Raw genomic sequence first — 18,020 nt, 5'->3', positions numbered from 1 at the left:
CTAGACTCGGCGGGCGGCGGCGGCGAGCGGAGGTCCAGCCGGCTGAGGCTGGACCGGAGCGTGCGAGGGGTCCGGGGGGACCGGCATCTCGGCCCCCCCGGCAGGAAGATGCACCTTCAGCACGCGGTAGAGGCTGTCGCGCTCCGCCGGCACCCGGCCCGCGGCGCGGATGAGGTCGTGCAGCGTCCGCTCCGAGAGCGCCTGCGGCACGGTCGAGCCGGCCATGTGGTAGATGCGCTCCTCGAGCACGGTGCCGTCCACGTCGTCCACGCCGAACGCGAGCGACGTCTGGGCGAGCCGCTCGCCGAGCGACACCCAGTACGCCTTCACGTGGTCGAAGTTGTCGAGGTAGAGACGCGCCACCGCCAGCGTGCGCAGCGCGTCGTAGCCGGTCGGCTTGGGGAACGCCTTGCCGATCATGTTGTGCTCGGGGTGGAACGCGAGCGGGATGAAGACCTGGAACCCGCCCGTCTCGTCCTGTAGCTCGCGCAGGAGCCGCATGTGATCGACGCGCTCGTCGAGCCGCTCGATGTGGCCGTAGAGCATGGTCGCGTTCGTCTTGAGGCCGAGCCGGTGCGCGGTGCGGTGGATCTCGAGCCACTGCTCGGCGGTCGCCTTGTCGTCGCAGATCTTGCGGCGCACGCGCTTCGCGAAGATCTCGGCGCCGCCGCCGGGCATCGTGTCCATGCCCGCCGCGTGCAGCTCGCGGAGCACCTGCTCGTAGCTCTTCCCGAACTTCTCCGCGAAGAAGTGGATCTCGATGGCGGTGAACGCCTTGATGGCGAGCTCGGGCCAGGCGGCGCGGATCCGGCGCAGGAGCTCCGGGTAGTAGTCCCAGGGGAGCTCGGGGTGGAGGCCGGAGACGATGTGGACCTCGGTGATCCCGAGACCGCGGCGCGCGAGCACCTTCGCGACCGCGTCGTCGAGGCTCATCGTGTAGCCCTCGGACGCCACCTGATCGTCCTTGCGCGCGAACGAGCAGAACTTGCAGGTCGCGACGCAGACGTTGGTCGGGTTCAGGTGGACGTTGCGGTTGTAGAAGGTGAGGTCGCCGTGGCGCGCCTCGCGGACGTGGTTCGCGAGCGCGCCCACCGCGGCGAGGTCGGTCGCCTCGAGGAGGCGCAGCGCGTCGGCGTCGGAGAGCCGCTCGCCGGAGAGGACCTTGTCGCGGATGGGGCCGAGGCCGTCGCGCTCGAGGGCGCGGTGCGCGAGGGTCGAGATCATCTAGGGTTCCTCCACCGGCTCGGGGGCGCGGGGCACGAGCCCCTCCCAGCGCTTCATGAGCTCGTTCGGCAGGCCGAGCCGGTCGAGCACGCGCGACACGACCGTGTCGACGAGCGCCTCGATGGTCTTCGGCCCGGAGTAGAACGACGGCGAGGCGGGCAGCACGACGGCGCCCGCCTCGATGACCTGGGTGATGGCCCGGGCGTGGACGAGCGAGAGGGGCGTCTCGCGCAGCACGAGCACGAGCTTCTTCCCCTCCTTCAGCATCACGTCACCGGCGCGGCCGACGAGGTCGACCGAGATGCCGTGCGCGATCCGCGCGAGGGCCCCCGACGAGCACGGGACGACGACCATGCCGTCGTACTGCGCCGAGCCGGAGGCGAACGGCGCGGTGAAGTCCTGGTTCTTCCAGACCCGGAACGGGTAGCGCGGCTCGGAGCCGATCTCCTGCTTCCAGACCTGCTTGCCGGTCTGCGTGAAGACGAGGTCCAGCGAGACGCCGTGCTTCTCGCCGTTCGCGGCGACGAAGTCGAGTAGCCGCTTCGCGTAGGGCGCGCCGGACGCGCCGGAGACGGCGACGACGAGCTTCACGCGCGCACCGCCGTCACGAGGCCGCACACGCCCGGGAAGAGCGTCTCGCCGCGCACCTCCCGGAACCCCGCCCGCCGGGCCGCCTCCTCGAACTCCGGGCGCGAGGCGAAGCGCTCCATGGAGGCGACGAGGTAGCGGTACGCCTCCGGATCGGGCGAGAGGATCCGGCCCAGGATGGGCAGCGCGAGCCGGTTGTACGCGCCGTGCACGAACCGCGAGCCTTTGGACTCCGGCCGGAAGAACTCGAGCACGCCGAGCCGGCCCCCGGGCTTCAGCACGCGCGCGAGCTCGGCGAGCCCCGTCTCGTAGCGCTCCAGGTTCCGCATCCCGAAGGTCACGGTGGCGAGGTCGAAGCGCGCCCCGCGGAACGGCAGCGCCATCGCGTCCGCCTGGGAGGCCGGCAGCCCGGTCTTCTCGACGCCGCGCGCCAGCATCTGGAACGAGAAGTCGGCGCCGACGATGCGCAGCCCCGGCGCGCGCCCGCGGGCGAGCGCGGCGACGTCCATGGTGCCGGCGCACAGGTCGAGCAGCGCCTCGCCGTCCCGCGGCGCGAGGTCCGCGAGGAGCCGCCGCCGCCAGGCCTGATCGACCTTCAGCGTCATGACGCGGTTGAGCAGGTCGTAGCGGGGGGCGATGCGGTCGAACATCGCCCGCACCGCGGAGCCGCGCTGCGCCTCGCCGGGGAGCGGGACGGTCACTGGAGGATCCCTCCGCGCCGGGGAGTCCACGAGGCCGCGGGCGGCGCCGCGATGCGGGGGCGGCGCGGCTTCGGTGCGCCCGGGACGAGGCGCTCGTAGAGCGCGTCCATGCGCGCGACCACCTCGGGCGGGTGGACGCAGACCTCCGGCCACTCGCGCCCGCCCTCCTCGGCCCACTTGCGCGTCGCGTCCACGCCGATCTTGCCGCCGAAGGCGAAGTGCGCGGCGGCGTGGTCGAGCACGTCCACCGGCCCGTCGGCGATGACGAGGTCGCGCTTCACGTCCACGTTCGCGAAGGCGCGCCACGCGGCCTGGGAGACGTCCTGCACGTCCACGTCCTCGTCGAACACCACGAGCGTCTTCGTCTGCGCCATCTGGCCGGAGCCCCACAGGCCGTGGATGACCTTCTTCGCCTGGCCGGGGTGGTCCTTCTTGATGGAGACGAGGCAGAGGTTGTGGAACACGCCCTCCACCGGCATCGCCATGTCGACGATCTCCGGGAAGATCATCTGCAGCATGGGCAGGAACATCCGTTCCGTCGCCTTGCCGAGCCACTGGTCCTCGACCGGCGGCGGGCCCACCACGGTGGCCGGGTAGACGGCGTCGCGCCGGTGCGTCACCGCGACGACGTCGAGCGCGGGGTAGTCGTCGGCGAGCGAGTAGAAGCCGGTGTGATCGCCGAAGGGTCCCTCGCGCACGAGCGGCGCGGCGGTGTCCACGAAGCCCTCGATGACGAGGTCCGCGTCGGCCGGCACGTCGAGGTCCACCGCGACGCCCTTCGCCATGCGCACCGCCTCGCCGCGCAGGAACCCGGCGAACAGGTACTCGTCGACGTTCGGGGGCAGCGGCGCGGACGCGCAGTAGGTGAGGGCGGGATCGCCGCCGAGCGCGATGGCGACGGGCATCCGCTCGCCGCGCTTCTGGTAGGCGCGGTAGTGCGCGGTCGCGGTCTTGTGGAGCTGCCAGTGCATGGCGAGCCGCCTCGGCCCGAGCACCTGCAGCCGGTACATCCCGACGTTGCGGATGCCGGTCTCCGGGTCGCGCGTGATGACCTGCGGGAGCGTGATGAACGGCCCCCCGTCGTGCGGCCAGGTGGTGAGCACCGGCAGGCTCCCGAGATCGGGCTCGCGGACGACGACCTCCTGGCTCGCCGCGGACGAGACGTGCTTCGGCGTCATCGTCGCGAGCTTCCCGAGCTTCGGGAGCATCTTGAGCTTGTCCCAGAGCGACTGCGGCGGGGCGAGGTGCAAGAGCGCGCGCAGCTCCCGGGCGTGCTCCTCGAAGTCCTCGGAGGAGAGCGCCCAGCTCGTGCGGCGGCGCGTCCCGAACAGGTTCATCGCGACCGGGAACCCGCCGGGCGCCCGCCCCTTCAAGTTCTCGAAGAGGAGCGCCGGTCCACCCTGCTTCGCCGCGCGGTCCGCCAGCGCGGCCATCTCGAGCACGGGGTCGACCGGCTCCTTCACGCGGACGAGCTCGCCCGCCGACTCGAGCCGATCGAGGAACTCCCGCAAGGAGCGGTAGGCCATGGCGCGGCGATCTGTACCAGTGGCGCCGCCGGGTTTCAATGTTCGTTGAACGGAAAGGCCCCGCGCGCGGCGGGCCCCGCGGCGCGACGGTTTCCCCCGGCGCGAAGGTCGGATACAACGCGGGCCCGATGGACCGCCGGAACCAGGCCCGCACCCTCGTCGCCAGCGCGCTCGCCGAGATCGAGGCGGAGCTCGCGGCCCCGAAGTACCAGCTCTGCCCGACCCAGCTCGGCGCCTGCCGGGACACGCTCCGGTCCTACCTGACCTCCCTCGAGGCGGGCGCCCTCCCGCCGAAGCGCGATCGCGAGGAGGGCCTCGGCCGGATGATCGCGGACTCCTGGCCGTTCGACGTGCCGCTCGGCGCGCTCGTGCTTCGCGCCGAGCGCGCGTGGCGCAATGCCTGAGTGGGCCGGCGCCCATGCGCGCGGCGCTCCTCGCCCTCATCTTGCTCGGCGTGACCGCCTGTGACGCCGGGCCGGATCTGGAGGAGGAGGCCGCCGCGTGCGAGGAGGGGCCGCCGTCCGCCCTGCCCGGCGTGGACGGCCACCTCGTCGCGCTGAACGCGTACTACCTCCAGGAGGAGGCGACGCGCGCGCTCCGCCGCGGGGAGGTGGAGGCCGCGGCCGTCGAGGAGACGCTCGCGAAGGCGGCCGCGCTCGGGGTGCGCGCGGTGCGCACGAACGCGTTCAACGACGGCGCGGGCGACGCGGCGATGCAGACGGCGCCGCTCGTCTACGACGAGCTCGCCCTGCGCGGCCTCGACCTCGTCCTCGCCCGCGCGCGCGCCCACGGGCTCCGGCTCGTCCTGCCGCTCGCGAACCGCTGGGACGACTACGGCGGCCAGCGCCAGTACGTCGCGTGGGCGGGGCTCCCCGCGCCGCGCGAGGGCGATCCGCGCTTCTTCACGGAGCGCGCGGTGGTCGAGCACTTCCGCGCGCACGTGGCGGCGCTCCTCGACCGGGTGAGCACGGTCGACGGCATCCGCTGGGGCGACCACCCCGCCGTGCTCGCCTGGGAGCTCGTGAACGAGCCCCGCGCGGAGGGCGTCTCGCGGGAGGCCCTCCGCGCCTGGGTGGACGAGGTCGCCGCGCTCGTGAAGGCGCGCGCGCCCGGCCACCTCGTGGGCTCAGGCGAGGAGGGGCTCGACGGCGAGGAGTTCGCGCTCCTCACCGCGTCGCCGTACGTCGACTACGCGAGCGTGCACCTCTACCCGGAGGCGTGGGGCGTCCCGGCGGACTTCGCGGCGTTCTTCGGCGCGGGGTTCCTCTCCGAGCGGATCGCGACCGCGCGCCGGCTCGGGAAGCCGCTCCTGGTCGGCGAGCTGGGGCTCCGCAACGACGGGCTGCCGCTCGAAGATCGCCGCGCGATCTACCGCGGCTGGTTCCGCTGCATCCGCCGGGCGGGCGGCGCGGGCGTCGCGCCCTGGCTGTTCGCCTACGACGCGCGGCCGGACGGGTGGGACCCGTACACGTTCCGCTGGCGGGACGGCACCGACCCCGCCGATCCGGTGAACCGCTACGCGGACCTCGTGCGCGACGCCGCTGCGCTGCCTTGACCGTCGGTTCACGCAGGATCGCACGCACCCTGGGCGCCCGCCTGCCCGCCGGTGCGCCCTCCCGCGATCAGAGCCGCGTGTCGGCGACGAGGTCCTTGCCGTACTCGGGCCGGTAGGGCCCGGCGGGGAAGCCGGGGCCGGGGAAGGACAGCGCCTTCCAGTTCGCCTGGCGCGCGAGCGGCATGTAGTTCGGTGAGGCCTTCGTCACCGCGGCGGCCACCATCGCGCCGATGATCCCGCCGCCGTTCGAGTCCGGCTGATAGGCCATCGCCTCGTGGTCCGTCCAGAGCGTCTCGCCGGTCTTGCCGTCCTTGAGGACGTACTCGAACTCGACGTTCACCTGCGTCGTGACGACGAGGTACTTCGCCTCCCACTTCTCGATGGAGACGTACAGCACCGCGTCGGCGCCGAAGAGCGCGCAGAGCCGTCCGGGATCGGCGCCGTGCACGAGCGCGGCGTCGGCGAGCCCGTCGTCCTCGAGGAGGCGCTTCACGAGGTTCACCGGGAAGACGTAGTAGCCCCGCTCCGCCACCGGGATGGGCAGCGTGGAGAGGAAGTAGTCCGCGGCGTCCACGTTCACGCTCTTGTTGACCACCGGGACGATGAGGATCGCGCGCGGCTGCGCCGCGACGAACTTCGAGTAGTCCTTGCGCGGAGCGGTGGCGCAGGCGGAGAGGAGCGCGAGGATCGCGGCTGCGACGGCGACGCGGGCGTGCCGGGACATGTCAGCTCCTCTTCAGCGCGCCCGCGGGACCCTTCGCCGGCGTGGACGGGTTCGTGGCGCGCTTCTGCTGCGCGTTGCGGATCATCTTGTCCATGAGGACCCGCGACTCGGGCCACTGGTCGCGCTCTCGCTGGAAGTAGGCGATGGCGTCGTCGTGGCGCCCCTCCTCCATGAGCGCCCAGCCGTACTCGGCGAGGCAGCCGGGGGGCACCTTCTCGCCGCGCTGGGTGGCGTCGCGGATCACGGCGTCGAGGCTCGCCACGAAGCGCTCGCGCTCCTGGGGGTTCTTGTAGTGCACGTACAGCGCCTCGTCGTAGTCGCCCCAGGCGTACATCGTCTGGTGCCGGGCGCAGCCCTGGAGGACGGCGAGGAGCGCGACGGAGGAGAGGAGCAGGGTCGTCCGGTTCATCGTCAGTGCACCTGGATGGTCTTGAGCTCGCTCTCCACGAACACCTTCTGGCGGTGCAGCACGTTCCCGGCGCCGTCGCGCACGTCCACCTCGTGCGAGCCCGGCTCGACGAGCAGCACGTTCGGGTGGCCGTCGTACGCGCTCGCCGCGCCCGCCGGCTCGCCGTCGACGAACAGGACGGCGCCCGCGGGCGCGCCTGCCACGGCGAGGCTGGGGCGCGTGTCGGGCGTGCGAACCACCGTCTGCGGCATCGCGCAGGCGAGCGCGAGCATCGCCAGCATGAGGATCTTCCCCGTCATGGCGCACCTCACGACTTCGGCTCCGTCACGAACAGCTTCGCGAGCGCGGCGGGCTCGACCCGGCCGCTGAGCACCTCGCAGGCGGCGCCCTCGTTCGTCTCGCTGTCGCCGAACAGGCTCACCACCCGCAGCGTGGCGACCTGCTTCGGCGGGAGCGTCACCTCGAAGCCGGTCTGCTTGCTCTTCACCGTCGCGCCCGCCTCCATGACCGCGAGGGTGTCGCCCTCGCGGAGGCCCTGGTGCTTGCCGCCGGTGATGAACAGCTGCGCGCCCTGCACCTCGAGGATGTCCGTGCGCCAGGGGCGATCGGCGAGCGTGGCCGCCAGGCGATCGATGACGTCGGAGATGGCCGCGGCGATGGCGCGGTCGTTGAGCGTGGCGTCGTACTCGGAGTGGCTGCCGAACCCGGCGATCTCGCCCGACTCGGTGCTCGCCTCGCCGGCCCCGATCGCGGAGAAGTAGGCGTGGCCGGTCTTCACGTCCACGAGGCGGACGTCGACCTTGGCGTGCGCGAGCTGGACCTTGGTGCTGCTCAAGAACCCGCTCTTCCCGCCGACCGAGCGGCCGAACTCGGTGACCGAGCCGGTGATCACCGTGTCGGCCCCGACGAGCTTTCCGCCGGAGAGCTGCTGCTCGCGCTCGAGCTTCTGGAGATCCGGGCGCTCCAGGACGACGAAGTTCCCGGACATGATGAGCCGGGAGGCGAGCATGTCGGAGGCCTGCTTGCCGATCCGGTCGAGATCGGCGTCGTTCAGCAGCGACCGCCCGTAGTTCGTCTCGTTCGAGAAGCGCGCGATCGCGAGCTTCATCTTGTAGCGCTTGGCAGCGGGCGCCCGGCGCGCCTCCTGCGCGGACAGCTGCGCCGCCTTCGGCACCGGCGACTCGGCCGGCGCGGGCTTCTCCGACACCGTCGCGCAGGCCTGCAACAGCAGGGCGGCGCCGGCGGCGATCCCGATCCTTCTCATCGTTCCCCTCCACCGCGCAGAGGCGCGGGCGAGCACGGACGCGCAGTCTCTCACGGAGGGCCCATCACCGGGCGAGAACTCCACGCCGGGTGGTGTCCCGTGACCGTGGGTGAGGTGGGTGTGCGCGCGCGGCGCACGCGGCCGCTCGCGAGCGGAGCTCGCCCGCGGCCGGAACGACGCGTGGGGGGGTAGCGCCCCGCGCCGCTACTTGTCGCCCTGGAAGATGAGGGGCAGGCCGCTCTTCGGGCTGCCCACGATCACGACCTTGGCGTTCGGGCTCGCCGCGAGCCGCTCGGTGGCCTCGATCCCCTTGAACTGCAGGTACTCCGGCGTGAGGCCCTGGCGCACGATGTTCTGGTACTTGAGGATGCCCTCCGCCTCGATCTGCTTGCGCTGCGCCTCCTGGCGCTCGCGATCGAGCGTGAACTTCATCTTCTGCGCGCGCTGCTCCTCGGCGAGCTTGTCGGAGATGGCGGTCTTGATCGCGTCGGGCAGCTCGACGTCGCGGACGAGCACCGCCTCGACCACGACGTGCTTCCCCTGGAGCGCCTTCGTCACCTCGGCGTAGATCTGCTGCTCGATCTCCTCGCGCTTCGTGGAGTAGATCTCCTCCGGCTGGTAGCGGCCGAAGACCTTGCGCGCCTCGGAGCGGACGATGGGCGCGATGAGCTTCGAGTCGTAGTCCGGGCCGATCTGGGTCTGGAGCTCGTACAGCTCCTGCAGCATCGGGCGGAAGCGGACGCTCGCGTCCACGCGCAGCGGCAGGCCGTTCGAGGAGAGCACCGAGAGCTGCTCCTTCATCTCGTGCACGCGCGTGTCGTAGGGGATGACGCTGTTCCACAGCGGCATCACGTGCATGCCCTCGTCGAGCACCTCCCGGCTCGTGCCGCCCCCGAGCGTCTTGAAGACGATCCCGCGGTGGCCGGAGTCGACCGTCGGGCAGCGGCAGGCCTCGAGGAAGGGCGCGACGGCGAGCGAGACGTAGAGCAGCGTACGGACGACCTGGCGCATGGGATCTCCTGGCTGGCGGGTAGCCTACCGCGCCGGCTGCGGCGCGGGGAGCACCTCTGGTGACAACCCTGCGTCCCTGAGCGCCGGGGCGAGCGTCGCGGCGTCGCCCTGCACGACGATCTGTTCGCGTCCCACGTTCACGGCCTGGGCGGCGGCCTGGATGCGCTCCGGCGTGAGCGAGGCGATCGAGGCCGGGAGGCCCTCCCACGCGTCGAGCGGCAGATCGGAGAAGAAGAGCTCCTCCACGGCGCCGATACGCTGGCTCGTCGTGTCGAACCGGAACGCCTGCCAGCGCGCGACGAGCCAGCGCGCGAGGTTCGCGTCCACCGAGGCGAGCGGACGCGCGGCGAGGTTCCTCACCGCGTCGAGCGCCGCCTGGATCGCGCCGGGGACCTGCCTCGCGTCGAGCGTCGCCCAGGTCGACAGCGTCGGCGCGTGTGGCAGTCCGCCGTGATGGATGAGGATCCGGCCGGCCGGGCCCGCGAGCGCGACGAGGCGCGTCCCGACGTCGTGCTGCACCGCCAGGAGGGCCGCCTCGTCCGAGCCCTTGCGCAGCGGGAGGCGGTAGGCGACCGCGACCGTGGCCAGCTCGGCGCCGGGCACGTCCACGAGGAGCACGTGCCGCCGCGCCGGCAGGGGCGGCGAAGCGTGCTCTCCCGGCGCCGAGGTGCGCCGCTTCCACCCGCCGAAGCGGGCCTCGACGTCCGCGAGCAGCTCCTTCGTGGGCATGATCTTGCCGGCGATGACGAGGAGCGAACGCTCGGGGCGGAGCTGCTCGAGGAGCCAGCGCCGGGCGGGCTCGGCCTTCAGCCCGGCGAGCGGCGCGCTCGCGAGGGGATCGTCCTCCGGCGAGTAGAGGGCGGACGAGATCGCGAGCCCGGCGCGCATCGACGCGCTCGTCGCCTCTCCCCTCGCCAGTGATGACGTCATGCCCTCGCGAACGGCGTCCACGCGGTCTCCGTCGAGGCTTCGCCGCGTCCAGCAGGCGAGCCGCCCGAGCATCTCCGGGAGCGCGTTCGCCGAGCCGCGCTCGCGGAAGGAGATCTTCTCCCGCCTGGGGAGGAACGGGCTCGCACGGCAGGTGTGCCCTCCCGCGAGCGTCCACGCCTTCTCCGAGGCCGCGAGGGCGATCGACGGCACGAGGGACCCTCCCGCACCACCCACGGGATCCGAGTCCACGAGGAGCCGGGCCTCCACGATCGGGCGCTCGCCGTGGGGCAGGACCACCACGCGGAGCCCGTTCGAGAGCCGCGTCTGGAAGGCCTCGCCGAGGCGAGGCGGGTCCAGGAGCTCCCGGACCTCGGTCGCGCCGGGCGCCGCGGCCCCCAGGGTACGGACGATCGGGATCCACGCGCCCGGCTCGTCGAGCGGCGCCTCCGTGGGCGGACCGCCGGCGCCGGGAAGCACCGCCACGGAGACCGCGCGCTCGACCGTGATCCACTTGCGGTAATACTCCTCGAACGATCGACCGAGCTGGGTCCGTGCCTCCCGGGCGAAGGCGGCGAGCGGGTCCGGCTCGCCGGTCGCGCGCAGCCTCCACGCCGCCTCCGGCCCCGGGCCCTCCTCCATGTCCCACAGCCCGACGTCGATCCGCCGCGCGAGCGCGCGGACGGCGACGTGCTGGGCGTAGTCGTCGAGCGCTCGCGCGTCGTACGCGGAGTGCAGGAGCGCGTTTCGCACGGGCGCCGCGTCCTCCGCGCTGCGCAGCTCGATCCGCGCGAGGAGCGCGGAGCCCTGGTGGCCGCGCTCGAGCGTGAGCGTCACCCCGGTGACCCGCGCGGCCAGATCGCCCTCACGGGCGCGCCAGAGGCGCTGCTGGAGGACGACGGTCGCGGCGAAGGCGCTCGCGCTCGTGCCGTCCTTCATCCCCGGGAGCGGCCACGCGAGCCAGAGGTGGGGCTTCGTGCCAGGGATCGAGCGAGTCTGCATGTCGGTCCAGAGGACCGGCTCCCGGCCGGCGACGGACGGTCGCTCGGCAGGGGAGACGCGTGGCTCGTCGGGTGCGCCGGTCGTCGCGAGCGCGCCGAAGGCGGCGAGGACCCGCCGGACGGCCTCGCTGGGTGCCTCGGGGACGCTCACGACGAGGACGAGGCGATCGGGGACGAGATGCTGGCTCGCCCAGGAGCGGACGTCCTCGAGCGTCAGCGCGCGCACGGACTCGGGCGTGGGCGGGGCGCGGTCGTAGCGCGTGCCGCGCCACGCGAGCGCGAAGACCGAGGCGCCCTCGGTCGCGCCTTGGTCCGCCGCGAGCTCGCGCGCGAGCGCCTCGCCCTCGCGCGCGACCTCCTCCTTCGTGATCCCCGCGAGCGGCTCGCGAAGCCGGTCCGCCTCGATCGCGAGCGCCTCGTCGAGCCGGGCGAGCCGCACGATCGACTGGAAGTCCGTCGAGTCGGCGCCGACCTTCGCGGAGTCGATGACGCCCGCCGCGAACAGCCGCTCCCGCAGCCGGAGCCCGCCGCTCGCCGGAGCGGCGACCGCGGTGAGCCGCGCGGCGAGCCGCGCGAGGCCTTCCTTCCCGCGGGGATCGTCCGCGTCTCCGACGTCGTACGACGCGATCACCGTCGCGCGCTTCGCGTGCGAGGTCCTGAACGCAACGAGCCGCAGCCCGGTCGGATAGGTCGCGAAATGACCCTGGTACCGGAACGGCTCGACCGGCGGGCGCTTCACGCTCGTGGCGCAGGAGAGCGCGGCGCAGGCGAGGGCCACGAGGGGGAGGCGCATGCCCCGAAGCCCTAGCACGCTCGGTGACGGTGCGTCGAGGATCGCACTCCGGGCGCGGGGCCCGGAACGCTGCGGCCTAAACGGCCGATCATGATTCGCGAACAGGCGAGCGTAGCGAGCCCGCCGGGGCGACGCCGCGGAAGCGGCGAAGCCGCTCGCGGCGGCGCACGGGACCCGGCGAGCGGGGGTGGGCCCCCGACGAGCTTCGCTCGGCGGGGCGGGGGACGCAGTCCCCCGTTCGAACATGGCTAAACGACAGCGTGATTCGCGTCACCGAAGGTGATCGCGAATCACGAACTGTCGTTTAGAACGCGCGCTCGGTGAGCGATCCCGCCGCCTCGCGCAGCGCCCGGCGGTGCACGCCGTCGGGCACCTCCTCGAGCGCGGCGAGCGCGCTGCGGGTGTGCTCGCGGGCGAGCGCGCGCGCGTCCTCGACGCCGCCGACGCGCTTCACCACCTCGACCACGTCGGCGGCGACGGCGTCGCCGTCGTCCTGGCCGTCCACGAGCGCGGCGAGCCGCTCGCGCAGCCGGGGCTCGGCCTCGCAGGCCCGGATGAGGGGGAGCGTCGCCTTGCCCTCGATGAGGTCCGTTCCGAGGCGCTTGCCGAGGAGCTTCGGGTCGGCGGCGTAGTCGAGCGCATCGTCCACGAGCTGGAAGGCGATGCCGATGCCCTCGCCGAACCGGACGAGCGCCTCCGGCACGTGCCCGACCTCGCCGGCCGCCCACGCGCCCGCCGCGGCGGCCCAGCCGAAGAGCGAGGCGGTCTTGCCGATCACGACGTCGAGGTAGTCCTTCTCGGTCGCGGCGAAGGAGCTGCGGAGCGAGAGCTGGAGCACCTCGCCCTCGACGAGCCTGCGCATCGTGGCGAGCAGCGTCGGGAGCGCCGCCGAGCGGGCGGGCTCCGCCGAGACGATCTCGAGCGCGCGGGTGAGGAGCCAGTCGCCGGAGAGGACCGAGACGGCGTTGCCCCAGATGACGCGCGAGGCGGGCTGGCCGCGCCGCAGCGGGCCGTCGTCGATCACGTCGTCGTGGAGGAGCGTCGCCGAGTGGGTCAGCTCGGCGGCGACCGCGTACGGCACCGCGGCGCGCATCTCGCCGCCGCAGGCGCCGCAGGCGAGGAGCGTCACCATGGGACGGATGCGCTTGCCGCCCGCCGAGACCAGGTGGCGCGCCGCGGCGCGGAGCTTCTCCTCGGCGTCCTCGGTCGCGCGGGTGAGCTGCTCCTCGAGCGCGACGAGGCTCTCCGGCAGCGCGGGGACGTCTGCGAGGGCGGCCTGCGCACGCTCGGGGCGGACGCCGCGCTCTGCGCTCGCGTCGAGCTGGGACAGGATGGCCTGCTCACTCGCTGCCACGGGGAGCCTCCGGGGACCGGCGCTTTCAACGAAAGTTGAACGGCATATAACGCGGGCGGCGCCGCGGGGTCAACGAATGCCCGACCCTCATTCGTAGTGCCGCACCGCCGGCCAGACCTCGGCGAGCGGGCGCGTCGCGCCGCGGCAGATCCAGATCCAGCGCGCGTCCTCGTAGGGCATCGTCCACGGGCTCGAGGGCAGCCTCGCGGCGAGCGTGCGCTCGCGGTACAGACCGGCGCCGCAGTCCTCGTGCGCATCCGAGACGACGATGAGCGGATCGCCACCCGTCGCCGGCGGGCCCCACAGGAAGTACTGGTTGTGACCGGAGACGACCGGCGCCCCGAGCCCCGGCGCGTGCACCTCGAGCGCCGCCGCCTCGCCGTAGTTCTGCGCGAACACGGCGGCGCGGGCGCGCGCCTCGGGCGGGAGGCCGCGCGTCACGTCCGCGACGGCGGCGGCGAGCGCCTCCCATCCGTGCTGGTCCGCGAAGATTTGCGGCAGCGCGCCGTACGCGTGCCGCTCGAGCGGCGCCGGCTTCAGCCCGAGCGCGGCCTGGTAGCGGACGAAGGCCTCGACGGGCAGGAGCGGGATCGCGAGGGGGAGCCCGATCGCGCCCGTGACCGCGATCGCACAGAGCGCCGCGAGGCGCGCCGCTCCGCGCCGGAGCGCCCGCTCGATCCCGACGCCGCCCGCGGCGAGCAGCATCGGCAAGGCGGGCGCGGCGTAGTAGGCCTTCCCGCGCGTGGCGACGAGGGTGGCGAGGTACAGGGCTCCCCCGATGGCGAGGAAGCGGAACGGCCGCGCCCGCTCGGCGAGGAGGAGCCAGGCGAGGCCGCCGAGCCACACGGGCGCGGCGAGCGGGCCGGGCTCGAGGAGGAGCGAGCGCGCGAAGCCGCCGAGCGAGAAGGGCGCGTTCTTCTCGAGCTGTCCGTTCCGGACGAGCTCCAGGAACGGCAGGCCGTGCGCCGCCTGCCACAGGACGTTCGGCAGGACGAGGACCGCGCCGAGCGCTGCGCCGGCGAGCGCCCATCGCGTCGCGAGCGCGCGTCGCGCCGGCGTGGCGAGGAGGCCGGCGAGGAGCCCGAGCGCGAGCAGCGCGGACGTGTACTTGAGGAGCGCGCCCGCGGCGGCGACGGCGCCGGCGAGGAGCCACCACCGAGGGGAGTCGCCCAGCACGAGCCGGACGAGCACGCAGGCGAGCGCGATCATCGCGAGCGGCTCGAACGCGTTCATCGTGAGGTAGTGGCCGAGCCCGGCGAGGAGCGGCGAGGCCGCCAGGGCCACGCCGGCGAGCGCCGCCGCGAACGCGCCGCCGCCGAGGCGTCGCGCGAGCCGCGCGGCGAGGAAGACCGTGGCGGCCGAGGCGAGCCACGCGGGGAGCCGCAGGCCGGGGACCCAGGTGCCGAAGAGCGCGTGCGCGACCCGGGCGACGAGCGCGATCCCGGGCGGCTGATCGACGTACCCCCACCCGAGCCGCTCGCCGCAGACGATGAAGTAGAGCTCGTCGCGGAAGATGCCGTAGCGGCCGCCGGCGGCCACGTGCAGCGCGAAGGTCGCGGCCGCGAGGGCGGCGGGGAGGAGGCGCGCCGCGCGGCCGCCCTCGGGTGCGGGGACGTCGGAGAACTCGGAGGGAGGAACCACCGCGGGCGAGCTCACGCGCGCGAGCCTACGGTGCCGCCCTCACTCCCGCCACTCCTCGAGCACCACGTCGTCATAGAAGACCTGACCCTCGTAGTAGTTCACGTGCGGGTCGCCGAACATGAACCAGTCCGGCCAGGTGCCGCCCGCCGGCCAGCGCGGAAACTCCGGTCCCACGAAGGAGCCCGTGTCCACGCAGCCCGCGGCGCCGGCGGCCTCGGCGGCGTCCACGGGGTAGTGCCAGAGGCACGTCTGTGCGGCGTCCACGCTCGCGCGGTAGGTCTGGTCGCCGCCGTAACGGAAGCGGCCCGAGATCTCGAGCGTGTAGCGCGGGCCGTCGCGCTCGATCGTCACGCGGTACCAGGTGTCCGGCAGGTACGCGTCCACGGCGCGTATCGCGCCGGAGGGCTGCCACGCGCCGTTCGAGAAGGAGAGGAACGCGTTGCCCGTCTTCGCGTCGCCCGGGCGCGAGCCGTCGAGCGCGATCATCATGATCGGGTGCTCGCCCGACGCGACGAAGCCGCTCCCGGTCCACACCTCCATCCACGGTGGGTAATGGTTGTCCGAGTCCACGACCACCTTGCGGTGGTGGTGGATCCAGGTGTTGTCGTGCGGCCGCGGGAGCGCGTCGAGGATGGTGAGCCAGTAGAAGCCGTTCTGGCTCGTCGCGCTCTCCCCCGGCCACCAGGGGCCGGCGGTCTCGTCGCCTCTGTCGTAGCCGTTCAGGCCGGGCTTCCCGTCGCCGAACGCGGCGTAGCCGACGCGCAGCGAGATGCGGTAGCGCGCCGGGAGCGGCTGCGTCGGGCGCACGACCGTCCCGTCCGTGTGCTCGGGCGAGCGGAGGCGCAGGACGTGGTTCGTTCCGCCGGCGGGATCGGCCACCACCGCGGCGCGGTCGGCGAGCGCCGCGTCGGCGCGGCGCGAGTACGACTCGAGCGTGAGCCAGCCGCTCGCGCCGAATGGCTCCGTGGCGCGGAACGCGGCGGGCGGGGTCACGCCGCGCGCCACGAAGAAGGCGCCGCCGTCGGCGAACGGGCCGTCGTCGGGCACCGGGTCGGGAGCGAAGGTGCCCGCGGGCAGGTCGCCGCCCTCGAAGTCCTCTCGCGCGACGACCGCCCAGCCCGGCGTCGTCGGGGTGCCCCCACCTCCGCCGCCTCCGCCGCCTCCACCTCCGCCGGTCCCCCCGCCGCCGTCCGTGCCGCCCCCCGACGGCTCGCCGGTCGAGCCGCCGTTCCGGCAGCCGGCGGCGGAGAGGGCGAGGAGGAGCATCGCGCAGAGCAGGCGGAGGAGCGGCATGGCCGTGGTAGGTTGCGCACGTGCCGGTCGTGAAGCTCGTCCTCGAGTACGACGGGACCCGCTACGTCGGCTGGCAGGTCCAGCCCAACGGCCCGTCGATCCAGGCCGAGGTCGAGCGGGCCCTCGCGACGCTCCACAAGGAGCCGCGGCGCGTGACCGCGGCGGGGCGCACCGACGCGGGGGTGCACGCCCGCGGCCAGGTCGTCTCCTTCCCGGAGGCGCGGCCGCTGCCGCTCTCCGCCTACGTGAAGGGGATGAACGCGCTCCTCCCCGACGACGTCGCCGTCCGCACGGCGAGCGTCGAGCCGGACGGCTTCGATGCGCGCCGGAGCGCGCGTGGCAAGCGCTACCGCTACGTCGTCCTGAACCTCGAGACGCGCGCGCCGCTGTCGCGCCTCCAGGCGTGGCAGCTCTTCGGCGCGCTCGACGTCGGCGCGATGCGCGCGGCGTCGCGCCACCTGCTCGGTCGCCAGGACTTCGCTGCCTTCCAGGCGGCCGACTGCGCCTGCGAGCACGCCGTCCGCGACGTGCACCGGCTCGACGTGCTCGGCGAGGCGGGAGGGCGGGTGGAGCTGGTCGTCGAGGCGACGGCCTTCGTGAAGCACATGGTGCGGAACTTCGTCGGCACGCTCGTGGAGGTCGGGAAGGGCAGGCGGAGCGCGGACTCCATGCCCGCGCTCGTCGCGAGCCGCGACCGCACCCGGGCCGGAAGGACCGCACCGCCGCAGGGGCTCTTCCTCGAGGAGGTCTTCTACTGATTGGACCTCGCGCGGCGGCCCGCCGCGCGCGTTGACTCGCGAGTCGGCGCTCGCCGGCCCCGCCGCCTCGACGGGCCCATCCCGTGTGCTACGCTCCACGGTTCCTTTCCAAGCGAGGAGTCATGAGCCAGAAGAAGCTGAAGGTGGGCGTGCTCGGCGCGACCGGCATGGTCGGCCAGCGGTTCGTCGCGCTGCTCGAGAACCACCCCTGGTACGAGGTGACGCTCGTGGCCGCGAGCGCGAACTCCGCGGGCCAGAAATACGCCGACGCGGTGAAGGGGCGCTGGGCGCTCAAGACCGCGATCCCGGCCGCGACCGCCGCCCTCAGCGTGAAGAACGCCTCCGCGGTCGACGAGATCGCCCGCGAGGTGGACTTCGTCTTCTGCGCCGTCGACATGTCCAAGGAGGAGACGGCGAAGCTCGAGGAGGACTACGCGCGCCGCGAGACGCCGGTCGTGTCCAACAACTCCGCGCACCGCGGCACGCCCGACGTGCCGATGATGGTGCCCGAGGTGAACCCCGAGCACGCCGCGGTGATCGAGGCGCAGCGCAAGCGGCTCGGCGCCGCGCGCGGCTTCATCGCCGTGAAGCCGAACTGCTCGATCCAGAGCTACGTGCCGGCGCTCCACCCGCTCATGAAGTTCGGGCCGAAGCGCGTCGCGGTCTGCACCTACCAGGCGATCAGCGGCGCCGGGAAGACCTTCGAGAGCTGGCCGGAGATGGTCGACAACCTCATCCCCTTCATCAAGGGCGAGGAGGAGAAGTCCGAGCAGGAGCCCATGAAGATCTGGGGCCGGCTCGAGGGCGGCCGGATCGAGAAGGCGAAGGACCCGATCATCACCGCGCAGTGCATCCGGGTGCCCGCCTCCGACGGGCACATGGCGGCGGCGTTCGTGACCTTCGAGCGGAAGCCCGACCGCGCCGAGGTCATCGAGCTGTGGCGGAGCTGGGAGCCGAAGCCCCAGAAGATGGGGCTCCCCTCGGCGCCGAAGCCGTTCCTCACCTACTTCGAGGAGGACTCGCGGCCGCAGACGAAGCTCGACCGCGACATCGGCGGCGGCATGGGCGTCGCCATCGGCCGGCTGCGTCCCGACGCGCTCTTCGACTACCGGTTCGTGTCGCTCTCGCACAACACGGTGCGCGGCGCCGCGGGCGGCGCGGTGCTCACGGCGGAGCTCCTCACGGCCGAGGGCTGGATCCAGGCGAAGTAGCGCGCTCCGGTCGCGACCTGCGGCGCCGTGCCGTCCCGCG

The 18,020-nt window shown here is 73.4% G+C and carries 17 protein-coding genes; 4 read left to right on the top strand and 13 right to left on the bottom strand.

Annotated elements, in window-relative coordinates; genetic code table 11:
* From mqnE to MLV88_RS07475, 4 genes are read right to left on the bottom strand one after another with little or no spacing between them, the layout of a single operon-like run.
* Entirely contained in the window at positions 1-1,224 is a 1,224-nt protein-coding gene (gene mqnE, locus MLV88_RS07490) for an aminofutalosine synthase MqnE (RefSeq protein ID WP_242353265.1), read from the bottom strand.
* Positions 1,225-1,815, bottom strand: a complete 591-nt coding sequence (locus tag MLV88_RS07485; RefSeq protein ID WP_242339209.1) for a UbiX family flavin prenyltransferase — start codon at positions 1,813-1,815, stop codon at positions 1,225-1,227. It abuts the gene before it with no gap.
* Positions 1,812-2,513, bottom strand: a complete 702-nt coding sequence (locus MLV88_RS07480; RefSeq protein ID WP_242339212.1) for a ubiquinone/menaquinone biosynthesis methyltransferase — start codon at positions 2,511-2,513, stop codon at positions 1,812-1,814. The genes MLV88_RS07485 and MLV88_RS07480 overlap by 4 nt, the downstream gene beginning before the upstream one ends.
* The gene (locus tag MLV88_RS07475; protein ID WP_242339214.1) at positions 2,510-4,039 is read right to left on the bottom strand and encodes a menaquinone biosynthesis decarboxylase; all 1,530 of its coding nucleotides are present in this window, start codon (positions 4,037-4,039) and stop codon (positions 2,510-2,512) included. Before MLV88_RS07475 ends, MLV88_RS07480 begins: the two co-directional genes overlap by 4 nt.
* Before the next feature lie 128 nt (positions 4,040-4,167).
* Here MLV88_RS07475 and MLV88_RS07470 point away from each other — a divergent pair, with 128 nt between their 5' ends.
* On the top strand, positions 4,168-4,443 hold the full coding sequence (locus tag MLV88_RS07470) for a hypothetical protein (protein ID WP_242339216.1): 276 nt from the start codon (positions 4,168-4,170) through the stop codon (positions 4,441-4,443).
* A 14-nt stretch (positions 4,444-4,457) separates the two neighbouring features.
* Positions 4,458-5,594 (top strand): glycoside hydrolase 5 family protein, encoded by a 1,137-nt coding sequence (locus MLV88_RS07465; RefSeq protein WP_242339218.1) that lies wholly within the window; start codon positions 4,458-4,460, stop codon positions 5,592-5,594.
* 67 nt (positions 5,595-5,661) lie between these two features.
* Here the strand turns inward: MLV88_RS07465 and MLV88_RS07460 are convergent, their stop codons facing one another.
* The 9 genes from MLV88_RS07460 to MLV88_RS07420 all read right to left on the bottom strand — a co-directional run bounded on the left by MLV88_RS07460 (position 5,662) and on the right by MLV88_RS07420 (position 16,011).
* Positions 5,662-6,318: a DUF799 domain-containing protein gene (locus tag MLV88_RS07460; RefSeq protein ID WP_242339220.1), complete on the bottom strand. Its 657-nt coding sequence runs from the start codon at positions 6,316-6,318 to the stop codon at positions 5,662-5,664.
* 1 nt (position 6,319) lies between these two features.
* Positions 6,320-6,727, bottom strand: coding sequence for a DUF4810 domain-containing protein (locus MLV88_RS07455; RefSeq protein ID WP_242339222.1), 408 nt, complete (start codon positions 6,725-6,727; stop codon positions 6,320-6,322).
* Positions 6,728-6,729: 2 nt separating this feature from the next.
* Complete coding sequence (locus MLV88_RS07450; protein WP_242339224.1) at positions 6,730-7,026, bottom strand: hypothetical protein; 297 nt, start codon at positions 7,024-7,026, stop codon at positions 6,730-6,732.
* Between the two features lie 8 nt (positions 7,027-7,034).
* Positions 7,035-7,991, bottom strand: a complete 957-nt coding sequence (locus tag MLV88_RS07445; RefSeq protein ID WP_242339226.1) for a CsgG/HfaB family protein — start codon at positions 7,989-7,991, stop codon at positions 7,035-7,037.
* A gap of 204 nt (positions 7,992-8,195) precedes the next feature.
* Positions 8,196-9,002, bottom strand: coding sequence for a prohibitin family protein (locus MLV88_RS07440; protein ID WP_242339228.1), 807 nt, complete (start codon positions 9,000-9,002; stop codon positions 8,196-8,198).
* Positions 9,003-9,026: 24 nt separating this feature from the next.
* Entirely contained in the window at positions 9,027-11,723 is a 2,697-nt protein-coding gene (locus MLV88_RS07435; RefSeq protein ID WP_243337204.1) for a M16 family metallopeptidase, read from the bottom strand.
* Between the two features lie 304 nt (positions 11,724-12,027).
* A complete protein-coding gene (locus tag MLV88_RS07430; protein WP_242339232.1) occupies positions 12,028-13,077 on the bottom strand; it encodes a polyprenyl synthetase family protein in 1,050 nt (349 codons plus the stop codon).
* A gap of 87 nt (positions 13,078-13,164) precedes the next feature.
* The gene (locus MLV88_RS07425) at positions 13,165-14,733 is read right to left on the bottom strand and encodes a glycosyltransferase family 39 protein (protein WP_242339234.1); all 1,569 of its coding nucleotides are present in this window, start codon (positions 14,731-14,733) and stop codon (positions 13,165-13,167) included.
* A 24-nt stretch (positions 14,734-14,757) separates the two neighbouring features.
* Entirely contained in the window at positions 14,758-16,011 is a 1,254-nt protein-coding gene (locus MLV88_RS07420; RefSeq protein WP_242339236.1) for a hypothetical protein, read from the bottom strand.
* 20 nt (positions 16,012-16,031) lie between these two features.
* On the opposite strand from MLV88_RS07420, the gene truA reads away from it, so the two are divergent.
* Complete coding sequence (gene truA / locus MLV88_RS07415; protein ID WP_242339238.1) at positions 16,032-16,769, top strand: tRNA pseudouridine(38-40) synthase TruA; 738 nt, start codon at positions 16,032-16,034, stop codon at positions 16,767-16,769.
* Between the two features lie 122 nt (positions 16,770-16,891).
* Positions 16,892-17,980 (top strand): aspartate-semialdehyde dehydrogenase, encoded by a 1,089-nt coding sequence (gene asd / locus MLV88_RS07410; protein ID WP_242339240.1) that lies wholly within the window; start codon positions 16,892-16,894, stop codon positions 17,978-17,980.
* The last annotated feature ends 40 nt before the right edge of the window (positions 17,981-18,020 follow it).

It is taken from the genome of Anaeromyxobacter soli (genome assembly GCF_022808855.1).
GTDB lineage: Bacteria > Myxococcota > Myxococcia > Myxococcales > Anaeromyxobacteraceae > Anaeromyxobacter > Anaeromyxobacter soli.
This window is presented reverse-complemented; position numbering and strand designations above follow the sequence as displayed.

Bases quoted from the DNA above. Each gene is read 5' to 3' on its own strand.
- MLV88_RS07460 (WP_242339220.1), bottom strand. From the start codon at position 6,318: ATGTCCCGGCACGCCCGCGTCGCCGTCGCAGCCGCGATCCTCGCGCTC.
- asd (WP_242339240.1), top strand. From the start codon at position 16,892: ATGAGCCAGAAGAAGCTGAAGGTGGGCGTGCTCGGCGCGACCGGCATG.
- MLV88_RS07420 (WP_242339236.1), bottom strand. From the start codon at position 16,011: ATGCCGCTCCTCCGCCTGCTCTGCGCGATGCTCCTCCTCGCCCTCTCC.
- MLV88_RS07445 (WP_242339226.1), bottom strand. From the start codon at position 7,991: ATGAGAAGGATCGGGATCGCCGCCGGCGCCGCCCTGCTGTTGCAGGCC.
- mqnE (WP_242353265.1), bottom strand. From the start codon at position 1,224: ATGATCTCGACCCTCGCGCACCGCGCCCTCGAGCGCGACGGCCTCGGC.
- MLV88_RS07450 (WP_242339224.1), bottom strand. From the start codon at position 7,026: ATGACGGGGAAGATCCTCATGCTGGCGATGCTCGCGCTCGCCTGCGCG.
- MLV88_RS07435 (WP_243337204.1), bottom strand. From the start codon at position 11,723: ATGCGCCTCCCCCTCGTGGCCCTCGCCTGCGCCGCGCTCTCCTGCGCC.
- MLV88_RS07475 (WP_242339214.1), bottom strand. From the start codon at position 4,039: ATGGCCTACCGCTCCTTGCGGGAGTTCCTCGATCGGCTCGAGTCGGCG.
- MLV88_RS07470 (WP_242339216.1), top strand. From the start codon at position 4,168: ATGGACCGCCGGAACCAGGCCCGCACCCTCGTCGCCAGCGCGCTCGCC.
- MLV88_RS07440 (WP_242339228.1), bottom strand. From the start codon at position 9,002: ATGCGCCAGGTCGTCCGTACGCTGCTCTACGTCTCGCTCGCCGTCGCG.
- MLV88_RS07465 (WP_242339218.1), top strand. From the start codon at position 4,458: ATGCGCGCGGCGCTCCTCGCCCTCATCTTGCTCGGCGTGACCGCCTGT.
- MLV88_RS07455 (WP_242339222.1), bottom strand. From the start codon at position 6,727: ATGAACCGGACGACCCTGCTCCTCTCCTCCGTCGCGCTCCTCGCCGTC.